At 70.6% G+C, this 12601-nt stretch carries 11 protein-coding genes; 6 read left to right on the top strand and 5 right to left on the bottom strand.

From position 1 onward, the window contains the following. The first annotated feature begins 964 nt into the window (after window positions 1-964). Entirely contained in the window at window positions 965-1354 is a 390-nt protein-coding gene (locus ACH4XV_RS09290; RefSeq protein ID WP_379995147.1) for a VOC family protein, read from the top strand. A gap of 54 nt (window positions 1355-1408) precedes the next feature. Here ACH4XV_RS09290 and ACH4XV_RS09285 read toward each other — a convergent pair whose 3' ends face one another. From ACH4XV_RS09285 to ACH4XV_RS09275, 3 genes are read right to left on the bottom strand one after another with little or no spacing between them, the layout of a single operon-like run. Beyond that, the gene (locus tag ACH4XV_RS09285) at window positions 1409-1687 is read right to left on the bottom strand and encodes a type II toxin-antitoxin system RelE/ParE family toxin (protein ID WP_395787957.1); all 279 of its coding nucleotides are present in this window, start codon (window positions 1685-1687) and stop codon (window positions 1409-1411) included. Window positions 1688-1691: 4 nt separating this feature from the next. After that, complete coding sequence (locus tag ACH4XV_RS09280; protein ID WP_379995143.1) at window positions 1692-1973, bottom strand: type II toxin-antitoxin system Phd/YefM family antitoxin; 282 nt, start codon at window positions 1971-1973, stop codon at window positions 1692-1694. A gap of 51 nt (window positions 1974-2024) precedes the next feature. Further along, window positions 2025-2804 carry a TetR/AcrR family transcriptional regulator gene (locus ACH4XV_RS09275; protein ID WP_395787955.1) on the bottom strand — a complete coding sequence of 260 codons (780 nt, stop codon included), beginning with the start codon at window positions 2802-2804 and terminating at the stop codon, window positions 2025-2027. Between the two features lie 169 nt (window positions 2805-2973). Here ACH4XV_RS09275 and ACH4XV_RS09270 point away from each other — a divergent pair, with 169 nt between their 5' ends. From ACH4XV_RS09270 to ACH4XV_RS09250, 5 genes are all read left to right on the top strand, one after another. Next, window positions 2974-3567 (top strand): NADPH-dependent FMN reductase, encoded by a 594-nt coding sequence (locus ACH4XV_RS09270; protein ID WP_395787953.1) that lies wholly within the window; start codon window positions 2974-2976, stop codon window positions 3565-3567. A 42-nt stretch (window positions 3568-3609) separates the two neighbouring features. Further along, window positions 3610-5136: an MDR family MFS transporter gene (locus ACH4XV_RS09265; protein WP_395787951.1), complete on the top strand. Its 1527-nt coding sequence runs from the start codon at window positions 3610-3612 to the stop codon at window positions 5134-5136. Between the two features lie 67 nt (window positions 5137-5203). Further along, window positions 5204-6214, top strand: a complete 1011-nt coding sequence (locus ACH4XV_RS09260) for a methionine synthase (protein ID WP_395788664.1) — start codon at window positions 5204-5206, stop codon at window positions 6212-6214. 54 nt (window positions 6215-6268) lie between these two features. After that, window positions 6269-8482 carry an NAD-dependent DNA ligase LigA gene (gene ligA / locus ACH4XV_RS09255; RefSeq protein ID WP_395787949.1) on the top strand — a complete coding sequence of 738 codons (2214 nt, stop codon included), beginning with the start codon at window positions 6269-6271 and terminating at the stop codon, window positions 8480-8482. 133 nt (window positions 8483-8615) lie between these two features. After that, the gene (locus ACH4XV_RS09250) at window positions 8616-10724 is read left to right on the top strand and encodes a putative bifunctional diguanylate cyclase/phosphodiesterase (RefSeq protein WP_395787947.1); all 2109 of its coding nucleotides are present in this window, start codon (window positions 8616-8618) and stop codon (window positions 10722-10724) included. A 12-nt stretch (window positions 10725-10736) separates the two neighbouring features. Here the strand turns inward: ACH4XV_RS09250 and ACH4XV_RS09245 are convergent, their stop codons facing one another. Further along, window positions 10737-11159, bottom strand: a complete 423-nt coding sequence (locus tag ACH4XV_RS09245; RefSeq protein ID WP_395787945.1) for a VOC family protein — start codon at window positions 11157-11159, stop codon at window positions 10737-10739. 331 nt (window positions 11160-11490) lie between these two features. After that, window positions 11491-12591: a tRNA 2-thiouridine(34) synthase MnmA gene (gene mnmA / locus ACH4XV_RS09240; protein ID WP_395787943.1), complete on the bottom strand. Its 1101-nt coding sequence runs from the start codon at window positions 12589-12591 to the stop codon at window positions 11491-11493. Window positions 12592-12601: the final 10 nt, after the last annotated feature.

Below are 12601 nucleotides of genomic sequence, written 5' to 3'. Positions count from 1 at the left end.
TTCCGGCGTGTGGTCGGCGTGTGGGTGAGGAGGGGTTCACAAAACCGGACGGCGTGGGGTGCGGTGACCTTGGCGTGAGGGAAAATCGCAGGTCAGCGCGAAGAGGGGAGCGCTTGAGGTGCCTCGGGATCCGGTTTCGACCCTCACTGCGCACTTCCGGTCCCCTCGACGACCTCCACAAGGCCGCAGCGCTCGAAGCCGGCTCCGAGTGTGCAGTTTCGGTCTCCGCGCCGGCGGCGAGGGGGGGCGAAGCGCACGAAACCGGCACTCGTCACCCGACATTCCGCCTCGACCCCGCAAAACCGCAGGTCACCGAGCCTCGAAGCCCGCAACCACCCATCGCGATCCGGTTTCGAACCCCAACTCCCCTCCACACACCCCCGAAAAGCCCCGACCCACCCGAGAGGCCCCCGGCGAACCCAACCCAACCGCCCTCCCGCTCCCTCACTGCCGGCCGGTTTTCGCCAAGCAACGCGCCCGTCTCGTCGGGGCCCCCGACTCTCGGAGCCCCGCACGCCGGCGGCGGCCCACCACCGACTCAGACCGACCCCGAACCAGCCACCCGCAACCCAAGGCGCAACGCCCGCCGGAAACACCCAACCCACTCGGAAAAGCCGGCCGGAGAACCCGACCCGAGCCACCTTCCGCCCCCACTGCCGGCCGGTTTTCGCCGACCAACGCGCTCGTCTCGCCGGAGGCCCGGGTCTTGGAGCCCCGCACGCCGGCGGCGGCCCATCACCGACTCTGACCGGCCCCGCACCAGCCACCCGCAACCCAAGGCGCAACGCCCGCCGGAAAGACCCAACCCACTCGGGAAGCCCTGGGCCGCCCAAGCCTCCGAGGTCCCGCCACCCCCGGCCCGCTCATGCAACGAGGCCAACGGCTACGCTGGAGGGAGCATCGCGTGTCGGTCGCCGGCTGGGTGAGGCATGGAGGTGCCGGGAGTTGCCTTCGGAGGCAATCCTTGTCTGTCGAGTTGAATCACACCATCGTCCACGCCCGGGACAACCGGGAGTCCGCCGAGTTCTTCGCGGATCTGTTGGGACTTGAAATCTCCGGCGAGTGGGGGCCGTTCGTCGCGGTCGCGCTCGGCAACGGCGTCACGCTGGACTTCGCCACCATTCCGCCGGACAAGATCACCCCTCAGCACTACGCCTTCCTCGTCTCCGAACCGGAGTTCGACGCCGCGTACGCGAAAATCAAGGAGCGCGGGATCGAGCACTACGCCGATCCGCATCAGCAACACCCCGACACGATCAACCGCAACGATGGCGGTCAGGGCGTGTACTTCATCGATCCGGCGGGCCACTACATGGAGTTGATCACCGTGCCGTACGGCGGTTGGCCCGCGTAGGCACGCCACTTGGGCAAAGGCCCCGCCATTGGAGCGCGTTGCGTTGCCCGCGCCCTAAAGACTGCGATAGATGTCACGGCGGTTACCAACGGCCAGTACCCACACGATCAGGTGACCCTGTTCGACCGTGTAAACGATCCGATAGTCGCCGACTCGGAGACGCCATCGGGCGCTGTGCCCCTGGAGGACCTTGATATCGAAAGCTGCGGTGTCTCCCCTGTCCATCGCCCGCTGTAGTTCCGTCAAGCGATGGAGGATCCGCACTGCATCGATGCGGGGAACCTTGTGCAAGTCCCGCTGGGCGGACGGGGTAAAGCGCGTGAGGTAAGCCATCAGGTCAGGCGTGGTGGTTTTGGAGCAGGGCAGCCATCTCTTCGAGTGAGACGGACCCATCGGTTCCTTCGGCTTCAGCCTCGTCCGCCAGCTTGTTGAGCCAGGAGTCTTCGGCCCGCTCGGCCAACAGACGCAGGCGTCGGAACTCGTCGATGTCGAGCACGACAGCTTCTTGCTTGCCACGCCGCGTGATGATCGTCGGAGTCTCGTCGCGTCGAGCGCGGTCGAGGACATCCGCGAGATGGTTACGAACCTCAGCCATGGATGCAATCACAGGCTCACTCATGTAACAAATGTATCAGATGTACATCTACGCCTCGATCGCGAGCGAGGCACGTCAGATGTGCAGGCGGGTGGCGAGGCCGTCGAGGATGCAGTCGAGGCCGGTTTCGAATTGCCACTGCGGGTTGTCCTTGTGCTGCGCCGTGCTGATGTAGTGATGGAAGGCCGGGTAGCGGCCGGTGCGGATGAGCCAGGTCATCTCCGGGGCCATCGACGTGCGCAAAGCGTCGGCGTCGCCCGGGGCGCCCTGGGCTGCCATCAGGCACCGCGTCGCGACCTCGGCGGCCGTGCGGCCCTGGACGTATGAGCTCACCGCGTCGACGGCGGCCATCGTCTCGTCGGCGGACAGGCCGGCCTCGGACAGCGCCCGCAGGCCCCTTTCGGCCACCGCCACCCGGTTCGGGGTCGGCGCGACCGCCGCCCGCGCCGAGGGCAGCTGTACCAACCACGGGTGGCGCAGCACCAGTTCGCGGGTGGCCACGGCCAGGCTCCGCAGCGTCTCGCGCCACCCCGCACCCGGTTCGGGCGCGACCAGTTCGCCATACGCGCGGTCGACCATCAGCTCCAACAGGTCGTCCTTGCCCGACACATACCGATAGGCCGCCATCGGCGCGACGCCCAACTCGGTCGCCAGCCGCCGCATCGTCACCGCCTCGATGCCCTCCGCGTCGGCGATCCCGACCGCGACCTCCGCGATGCGCTCCGGCGTCAGCACGGTGCGGGTGGCGGGGGCCGGGGTGGCCAATCGCTCCCACAGCGAGATGCGCGGCGCTGCGACGTCGGAGGCGCCCGCCCCCGCCCGGACCGGGGGCGACTGCTTCTTCTGGCCGGCCATGGCGACGGCTCCTCCCGGGACGTGCGGCGCTCTGGTGTGTTCGCGTACGGGTACGCGTGCGTGGATGTGTACAACGTATCAGGAGTAGACGATGTACACCGGGCTGTGTACGTTGTATCTCGATCGATACGACGTACACATCCGAGTGATCGAATACCCGGGAGCCCCCATGCCCGCCCCCCTCCGCCTCGCCGTCCTGGTCGGCAGTACCCGCGAAGGCCGCTTCGCCCCCGTCGTCGCCCAGTGGATCCGCGATCGGGCCGCCGCCCGCGACGACCTCCGCTTCGACGTCGACGTCGTCGACCTCGTGGAGACGCCGCTGCCCACCGTGTTCCCGGCGTTCGGGCAGCCGCCCGCGGCCGACTCCGTCGCGTTGCTCGCCGAGGTGTCCCCTCGGCTTGCCGCAGCCGACGCGTTCGTGATCGTCACGCCGGAGTACAACCACAGCTTTCCGGCCGCGTTGAAGAACGCCATCGACTGGCACGGCCCGGAGTGGCAGGCCAAGCCGGTCGGCTTCGTGTCCTACGGCGGACTCTCCGGTGGCCTGCGTGCGGTCGAGCAACTGCGGGTTGTGCTGGCCGAGTTGCACGCGGTCACCGTCCGGGACACGGTCAGCTTCCACGGGCACTGGGACAAGTTCGACGCCGACGGAGGCGCGATCGATCCGGCCGCGAACGACGCCGCCGACACCATGCTCGACCGCCTCGCCTGGTGGGCCCACGCCCTGCGCGACGCGAAAGCGGCCCACCCGTACGCGGCCTGACCCACGCCGCGCCCGCACCCGCACCACGCCCCGGGGGTACCCATGCAATCCGACACCGCGCCGCCCGACAAGATCCCCCTCGCCGTCCTCGGCCCGATCCTCGGCATGTTCCTGGGCATGCTCGACGGCACCATCGTCGGCACCGCCCTGCCCACCATCGTCGGCGACCTCGGCGGCCTGGATCGGCTCTCCTGGGTGGTCACCGCCTACCTGCTCGCCGCCGCCGCGACCACGCCCATCTGGGGCAAGCTCGGTGACCTGTACGGCCGCAAGGGCGCGTTCACGGCCGCCATCGGCGTCTTCCTGGTCGGCTCGATGGCGTCCGGCCTGGCCCGGGACATGAACGAGCTGATCGTCTTCCGGGCCGTCCAGGGCCTGGGCGCCGGCGGCCTGATGGTCGGCGCGTTCGCCCTGATCGGCGTGCTCGTGCCGCCGCGCCAAAGTGGCCGCGTGCAGTCGCTCTTCGGCGCGATCATGCCGATCGCCATGGTCGGCGGGCCGCTGCTCGGCGGCTTCCTGACCGATCACCTGGATTGGCGCTGGGCGTTCTACGTCAACGTCCCGGTCGGCCTCCTGGCGCTCGCCGTCGTCGGGCTCGGCATCCGCATCGAGCACGTCCGGATCAAGGCCCGCATCGACATCGCCGGCGCCGCCCTGCTCACCACCGGGATCGTCGCGCTCACCCTGCTCGCGGGCTGGGCCGGCACCTCCCACGCCTGGACCTCGCCGCGGGTCCTCGGCCTCGCCGCCCTCACCGTCGTCGCCCTAGCCTGCTTCGTCCCGGTCGAGCGGCGCGCGGCGGAGCCGATCATCCCGCCCCGGCTGTTCGCCGACCGCAACTTCACCCTCGCGCAGGTGCTGAGCTTCCTGGTCGGCGCGGTGATGATGGCCGCGATGAACTACCTCCCGCAATACATGCAGTTCGTCCGGGAGACCTCGCCGACCGCCGGCGGCCTGCTGCTCCTGCCGCTGATGTTCGGCATGCTCGGCGTACAGATCGCCACCGGGCGCCTGATCGGCCGCAACGGACGCTACCGGGTGTACCCGATCCTGGGCGGCGCGGTGATGGTCGTCGGCGCGCTCGCCCTGCTCGGGTTGCGCGTGGACACCCCCACCGCCGTCGCCTCGGCGCTCACCGCGGTGGTCGGGATCGGCATCGGCTTCGTCATGCAGAGCACCATGTTGATCACCATGAACAGCGCCGACCGCCGCGACCTGGGCGCGGCGAGCGGTACCGCCACGCTGACCCGGACCATCGGCGGCTCGCTCGGCGTGGCGCTGCTCGGCTCGGTGTACGCCCGCCACCTGGGCGGGAACACCCCCGACACCCCCCACACCCCCGCGTCCCCACACGAGCTGCCCGCCGCCGCCCGGGACACCTTCCACGCCGCGGTCACCGGCGGCCTGCACGGCGTGGCGATCGGGCTCGCGATCCTGTCCGCGCTCGCGTTCGCGGTGTCCTGGCTGGTCCGCGAGGTCCCGCTGCGCGGCGCGCCCGACGAGCCGGCCGCGCCCGGATCGGCCGAGCCGGTCGCGGCGTCCGCCGGCGCCCGCGACGCGTCGAACTAAGCTTCCGGGCGTGGACACCCCAGAACGCACTTTTCCCTGGTCACCCGGCGCCACCGGGATCGGTTCGATGCCCGGGGGCAACATCCGCGAGACGGTCGAGATGACGCTCGAACTGCTGCCCGACCTGCCGCACCTGCCGGAGCTGCCGGCGCGCGGACCGGGCGCGGATCTGACCGGGCGCTCGGCCGGGCTGCTGGTCGACCTGTACGCGGACGTACAGCCCTCCGGATGGCGTTTCGTGGACCGCCCGGGACGCGACCACCGTCGGGCCCGCTCGTATCTGAGCGAGGACTTGGACGCGCTGGAGGAATTCACCCAGGGCTACACCGGCCCGCTCAAGGTCCAGGTCGCGGGCCCGTGGACGCTGGCCGCCACGATCGAACTCGGGCACGGCGACAAGGCGTTGGCCGACCCGGGCGCCTGCCGCGACCTGGCCGTCTCGCTCGGCGAGGGCATCCGGCTGCACCTGGCGGACGTGGCCCGTCGGATTCCCGGCGCGAACCTGCTGCTCCAGCTGGACGAGCCGGCGCTGCCGGGGGTGATCGCCGGCGAGGTGCCGACCGCGAGCGGGTTCGGCCGGTTGCGGGCGGTGGACAAGGCGGTGGTCCGGGACACGCTGCGTGACGTGATCGCGGCGGCCGGCGCACCGACCATCGTGCACTCCTGCGCGCCGGGCACCCCGATCACCCTGCTGCGCCAGGCCGGCGTGGTGGGCGTATCGCTGGACATGTCGCTCCTTGGCGAGGCCCAGGACGAGTCGATCGGCGAGGCGATCGAGGCGGGCCTGCGGCTGTTCGCCGGCGTGGTGCCGAGCCTGCCCGCCGAGCCGGCGTCCGCCGAGGCCACGCCCGGTGTGGGAGCGCGCCCACTGTCCGACCCGCCCGGTACCGTCAGGTCTGTCGGAACGTTGTGGAACAGGCTCGGTTTTCCGCCGGAGTCCCTGGTCGAAGCCGTCGTGGTGACCCCCACGTGTGGCCTCGCCGGTGCCTCTCCGGCCTACGCCCGAGCGGCCCTGTCACACAGCGTGGCTGCCGGCCGGGTGCTTCGGGACGACCCCGAGAGCGCCATGCGGAGATAGCGCAACGCGACTTCGCGAACCTCATTCGAACTGGTGGCGCTGGAGGGCGACGACGTGGCTGGTGCGACGACCGGAGTGGACGAGATCCCGGCCGAGGTGCGCGAGCGTGCCGCGACGCTCGCCCGTGAGCTGGAGGAGCACCGCTTCCGCTACTACGTGAAGGACGCGCCGGTCGTCAGCGACGGCGAGTTCGACGCGCTGATGCGGGAGCTGGAGGCGATCGAGGAGGAGTATCCGGCGCTGCGCACGCCGGACTCGCCGACCCAGAAGGTCGGCGGGACCTACTCGACCGACTTCGCCTCGGTCGACCACTTGGAGCGCCTGCTCAGCCTCGACAACGCGATGAACGAGGAAGAGCTGGACGAGTGGGACGACCGCCTGGTCCGCGAGCTGGGCACGGGGACGTTCCACTACCTGTGCGAGCTGAAGATCGACGGGCTCGCGATCAATCTCCTGTACGAGAATGGTCACCTGGTTCGGGCGTTGACGCGCGGAGACGGGCGCACCGGCGAGGACGTCACGCCGAACATCCGCACCATCGCCGAGATCCCGTCCCGGCTGCGTGACGACGGCGGACACGACGTACCCGAGCTGGTGGAGATCCGGGGCGAGGTGTTCTTCCCGATCGAGAAGTTCGACGAACTCAACGAGCGCCTGGTGGCGGCCGGCGAAAAGCCGTTCGCCAACCCCCGCAACGCCGCCGCCGGATCGTTGCGGCAGAAGGATCCGCGCGTGACCGCGTCGCGTCCGCTGCACATGATCGTGCACGGCATCGGTGCCCGGCGGGGCTTCGAGATCGATTGCCAGTCGCACGCGTACGAGCGCCTGCACGCGTGGGGGCTGCCGACCGCGCGGCACAACAAGGTGGTCGACACGATCGAGGAAGTGAAGGAGTTCGTCCGCTACTTCGGCGATCACCGCAACTCGGTCGAGCACGAGATCGACGGCATCGTGATCAAGGTCGACGAGATCCCGATCCAGGGTCGGCTGGGCGCCACGTCGAAAGCGCCGCGCTGGGCGATCGCGTTCAAGTACCCGCCGCAGGAGGTCAACACCAAGCTGCTCGACATCGAGGTGGGCGTCGGGCGCACCGGACGGGTGACGCCGTACGCGGTGATGGAGCCGGTCACCGTGGCGGGCTCCGTGGTGGCCCGGGCGACACTGCACAACCAGCAGGTGGTCAAGGCCAAGGGCGTACTGATCGGCGACACGATCGTGCTGCGCAAGGCCGGTGACGTGATCCCGGAGATCCTGGGCCCCGTGGCCGATCTGCGCGACGGCAGCGAGCGCGAGTTCGTGATGCCCGCCACGTGCCCCGAGTGCGGGACCGAGCTGCGCGCGATGAAGGAGGGCGACATCGATCTGCGCTGCCCGAACGCGCGGTCGTGTCCGGCCCAGTTGCGTGAGCGAATCTTCTACCTCGCCGGCCGCAAGGCGTTCGACATCGAGGCGCTCGGCTACGAGACGGCGGCGGCGCTGACCCGGCCCGCTGCGGGGCCGTCGGTGTTGGCCACCGAGGCCGACCTGTTCGACCTGACCGCCGAGCAGCTACGCGACGTCCAGATGTGGCGCAAGGTCAACCGCAAGGGCGCGGCAGAGGACGAAAAGGAACTCGTCCCCTACTTCTGGTCGAAGGCCACCTACGACAAGGAGGGCAACGTCAAGAAGCCCTCCGAGCCGAAAGCCAACACGCTCAAGCTGATCGAACAGCTGGAGAAGGCCAAGACCCAACCGCTGTGGCGTGTCCTCACCGCGCTGTGCATCCGCCACGTCAGCGACACCACCGCCCGCGCGATCACCGGCGGCTTCCACGACCTCGACCGGCTCGGCGCCGCGTCCGAGGAGGAGATCGCGGCGGTCGACGGCGTCGGCCCGATCATCGCCGGTGCCGTGGTCGAATGGTTCGCCGAGGACTGGCACCGGGAGATCGTGGACAAGTGGCGCGCCGCCGGTGTCCGCCTCGCCGAAGAGGGCGCCGACGAGGAGAAGCCCCCCGGCCCGCTTGACGGGATTGTGACGGTCGTCACCGGGACGCTCGCCGGCTACACCCGGGACAGCTCCAAGGAGGCCCTGGAGCAGCGCGGTGCCAAGGTGACGGGATCGGTCTCGAAGAAGACCGACTTCGTCGTCGTGGGCGACAATCCGGGCTCCAAATACGACAAGGCCGTGCAACTGGGGCTGCCGATCCTGGACGACGAGGGCTTCGCGGTTCTGCTCGCCGACGGCGCCGAAGCGGCCCGCGCGTGGGTGGCCGAGCGCGCCGGCTGATAACCCTCCCCAGCCGTGCCGGAACGACCTACCCTGGGCACGAGCTTGCCCCACCCGGGGGGCTCGGTGCCCCACAGGCGTACCCGTCCCGGCGCCCGGGATGCCGCCCGACGAGGCCGCAGGGAGCAGGCGCATGGGTCGGATCGGCAGGACGGACCTGTCGCGACTGGCACGACCGCGCGCGTTCTTCATCCATACCGGGATCGTCGCGCTGGTCGGTCTGCTCGCGCTGGTCGTCCCGCCCACGACGCAGCTGATCGACGGTCGCAGTCCGGTCCCGTCGACCCCGGCCGTGTGGATCATGCTCGCCCTGGTGTCGATCGACGGGGTCTACACGGCGGTGACGCGCCGGGGGTTGTACATCCCCGGCGCGATGCCGTCGATCGCCATCACGTTCGGTCTGCTGCTCGTGCACGGGTGGCAGGTCGCCGCGTTGTGGCAGGCCGTTCCGGTCCTGGTGTCCGGGCTGCTCCGGGGTGATTCGTGGTGGCGGATCGGCTACACCATGGGCCATTACGTGCTGGGCTTCCTGGCCGCCGACGCGGTGCTCGGGGTGTTCGGGATGGATCCGGGGCCGGACTCCGCCCGGGCGCTGCACGTGGCCGACTTCCCCGTGGTCGCGCTGGCCGGCCTGGCGATGGCGACCGTCTCGCAGACGTCGGGCTGGTTGACCAGGGCGAATTGGCGCGGGGTCAGTGTGCTCACGCTGGCCCGCGCGGAGATCCGGGCCCGCGCCGTCTCGCACGGCGCGCTGATCGGACTGTCTCCGCTGATCGCCGTCATCTGCGCCGAACAGCCGTGGCTGCTCCCGCTGTTCGTGGTCCCGCTGCACACCCTCTACCGCAGCACGATGGTCCGCTTCGACCGCGAGCAGGAGTCGCGGCACGACGCGCTCACCGGGCTGCCGAATCGGCGTCTGCTCCTGGAGCGCGGCGAGGAGGCGCTGGGCCGGGTCGGCGGGCGTGGTGGCCGGGTCGCGCTGCTGTTGCTCGACCTGCACCGGTTCCACGAGGTCAACGACACGCTGGGGCACGTCGCGGGCGATCGGCTGCTCCAGCAGGTCGGCGCGCGACTGGCCACCCTGGTCCGCCCCGGGGACACCGTGGCCCGGCTCGGCGGGGACGAATTCGCGCTGTTGTTACCGGGGTTGGACATGGGCGCCGACCGGCTCACCGCGCAGGAGGTGGTCCTGGGGCTGGCCCATCGCATCGTCGACCGGCTCGGTGAGCCGTTCGATCTGGACGAGTTGACCCTGGACGTGGAGGCCAGCGTCGGCGTGGCGATCTTCCCCGACCACGCCTCCGACGTGCTCGGATTGTTGCAATTCGCCGATGTGGCCATGTACTTGGCCAAACGCTCGCGTAGCGGGGTGGAACTGTACGACGACACGCGCGACGTGAACACGCGGGACAAGCTGCTGTTGCTCGGCGACCTGCGGCGGGCCTTGGACAACCACGAGGTCGAGCTGCATTATCAGCCGAAGATTCGGCTCGCGGACGGCCGGGTGGACGGCTGCGAGGCGCTGGTGCGGTGGCGGCATCCGACCAGGGGGCAGGTCTCCCCCGAGGAGTTCGTGCTGCTCGCCGAGCAGACCGGCCTGATGCCCCGGCTCACCCGCTACGTGGTGGACGTCGCGCTCGACCAGGTCGCGCGCTGGCATGTGGAGGGCATCGACGTCACGGTCGCGGTGAACATCTCCGCGCGCGACATCCACGTGCCCTCGTTCGCCGACTCGGTGGCCGCCGGATTACGCGAACACGACGTCGCGGCGGGGGCGTTGCAACTGGAGATCACCGAGCGGGTACTGCTGGAGGAGCCGCAGCGCGCGGCCGAGTCGCTGGACGCGCTGCGCCGGTTGGGTGTGCGGTTGTCGCTCGACGACTTCGGGACCGGCTACTCCTCGCTCGTGCACCTCCGGCACATCCCGGTCAGCGAGATCAAGATCGACCGCTCGTTCGTGGCCCGGCTGACGATGAACGAGGAGGACGCGGCGATCGTCTGCTCGATCGTGCGGCTGGCCCACTCGTTGGGACTGCGCGTGGTCGCCGAGGGCGTCGAGGACGAGGCGACCTACCAGCGCCTGCGCGAACTGGGCTGCGACGCGGCCCAGGGCTGGCTGATGTCCAAGGCGCTGCCCCGCGACGAGGCCACCGCCTGGCTGCTCCGACACGGCGCGGGCGCCCACGCAACGCCGGCCGCCCCGACGGAGATCCACCACCACCGCCGCGCGGACGTGAGCTGACGACGCCCGCCCTCAGTCGCTCTCCGCCGCCTCGCGCTCGCGGAGTTCGACGGCGGCGCGGTCGGACGCGCTCGCCTCGACGCAGAATTCGTTGCCGGCCGGGTCGGCGCAGACGACCCACCCTCGGCCGTTGGGCTTGCGCATGTCGGCGACGACCGTCGCGCCCAGGGCGAGTACGCGCTCCAGTTCCTCCTCGCGGGTGGTGTCCGGCTCCAGGTCGAGGTGGACCCGGTTCTTGCCGGCCTTGGCGTCCGGCACCCGCACGAACAACAACATCGGCCGGCCGTCGCCGGCGATCACGGCCGCCTCCGGGTCGCCGGGGAAGTCGTCGGGGCCGAGCGGGAGTTCGAGCACCCTGCTCCAGAACAGGGCCAGGTCGTACGGCTCGTGCGGCGCCGCGCAGTCGATGGTGATGTGTCGGACGGTGGAACCCACGCGGTGTCTCCCGAGGTGCTGCGGCGGTGCTACAGGGCCAGTCATTGTCCACTTCCGGCGCAGGAGCGACAACTTTCTGGCGCAGATCAGCAACTTTCGCCGGTCGTGCGGCCTCGGCGCACGCCGGCATCGTGGTTGCTCCGGCGCGGATGTACCCCGTGATGCATTACGTCCGCGCCCGGTGCCCAGTGCCGTGCCCGGAGGGGGTTCACCGGTAGCGGTCGGCTCGGCCTTCACCGCTGGGGTGGCGGCAACACCGAGCGGGCGCCGGCACGATCCCCGGGCCTCATCCCCCGGCCCGGGGATTCCTGCCGTCCTGCCGAGGCTGCGGCTACGCGGTGGCGTCGATCGTCGCCGAGCCGATCACGCGCGTCCCGGCGTACAGCACCACGGCCTGCCCCCGGGCGATGCCGCGGATCGGCTCCGCCAGCCGCACCCGGACCTCCCCGTCGACCACCTCGGCGACCGCCGCCGTCTCCTCGCCGTGCGCCCGGACCTGGGCGGTGCAGTCCACCTCGCCCGCGGGGGCCGGACCGCACCACCGCGGCCGGATGCCGACCAGCCGGTCCACGTCCAGCGCCTCGACCGGGCCGACCGTGACCGTGTTGTTCACCGGCGAGATGTCCAGCACATAGCGCGGCTTGCCGTCGGCCGCCGGGTGCCCGATGCGCAGGCCCTTGCGCTGGCCGATCGTGTACGCGTAGGCGCCGTCGTGCTCGCCGAGCTTGGTGCCGCTCGCGTCCACGATGTCGCCGCGCTCGGTGCCCAGATGCTTCGCGAGGAAGCCCTGGGTGTCCCCGTCGGCGATGAAGCAGATGTCGTGGCTGTCCGGCTTCTTCGCCACCGCCAGGTCGCGCCGCTCCGCCTCCAGCCGCACATCGCCCTTGGTGTCGCCGCCGAGCGGGAACATCGCGTGCGCGAGCTGGTCGGAGTCGAGCACGCCGAGCACGTACGACTGGTCCTTGCCCATGTCGACCGAGCGGTGCAGCTCGCGCGAGCCGTCGGGGTGCTCCACGATGCGCGCGTAGTGCCCGGTGCACACCGCGTCGAAGCCCAGCCCGAGCGCCTTGTCCAACAGCGCGGCGAACTTGATCTTCTCGTTGCAGCGCAGACACGGGTTCGGGGTGCGCCCGGCCTTGTACTCGGCCACGAAGTCGTCCATGACGTCCTCGCGGAAGCGCTCGGCCATGTCCCACACGTAGAAGGGGATGCCGATCACGTCGGCGGCCCGCCGCGCGTCCCGGGAGTCCTCGATCGTGCAGCAGCCCCGGGCACCCTCGCGCAGCGTCGCGGGTTTCGCCGACAGCGCGAGGTGGACACCGACCACGTCGTGTCCGGCCTCGACCGCTCGCGCGGCGGCAACGGCGGAGTCGACCCCGCCGGACATGGCGGCGAGCACCCGGAGGCGGCGGCCGTTGGCGGGAGGAAGCATGTGATCAGAC

Origin of the sequence: Embleya sp. NPDC020630 (assembly GCF_044334985.1) — a bacterium.
GTDB lineage: Bacteria > Actinomycetota > Actinomycetes > Streptomycetales > Streptomycetaceae > Embleya.
Note: the sequence above shows the minus strand (reverse complement) of the source record. Positions and strands in the feature narration are given on the sequence as shown.

Bases quoted from the DNA above. Each gene is read 5' to 3' on its own strand.
- ACH4XV_RS09285 (WP_395787957.1), bottom strand. From the start codon at position 1,687: ATGGCTTACCTCACGCGCTTTACCCCGTCCGCCCAGCGGGACTTGCAC.
- ACH4XV_RS09280 (WP_379995143.1), bottom strand. From the start codon at position 1,973: ATGAGTGAGCCTGTGATTGCATCCATGGCTGAGGTTCGTAACCATCTC.
- ACH4XV_RS09275 (WP_395787955.1), bottom strand. From the start codon at position 2,804: ATGGCCGGCCAGAAGAAGCAGTCGCCCCCGGTCCGGGCGGGGGCGGGC.
- ACH4XV_RS09270 (WP_395787953.1), top strand. From the start codon at position 2,974: ATGCCCGCCCCCCTCCGCCTCGCCGTCCTGGTCGGCAGTACCCGCGAA.
- ACH4XV_RS09265 (WP_395787951.1), top strand. From the start codon at position 3,610: ATGCAATCCGACACCGCGCCGCCCGACAAGATCCCCCTCGCCGTCCTC.
- ACH4XV_RS09260 (WP_395788664.1), top strand. From the start codon at position 5,204: ATGCCCGGGGGCAACATCCGCGAGACGGTCGAGATGACGCTCGAACTG.
- ACH4XV_RS09250 (WP_395787947.1), top strand. From the start codon at position 8,616: ATGGGTCGGATCGGCAGGACGGACCTGTCGCGACTGGCACGACCGCGC.
- mnmA (WP_395787943.1), bottom strand. From the start codon at position 12,591: ATGCTTCCTCCCGCCAACGGCCGCCGCCTCCGGGTGCTCGCCGCCATG.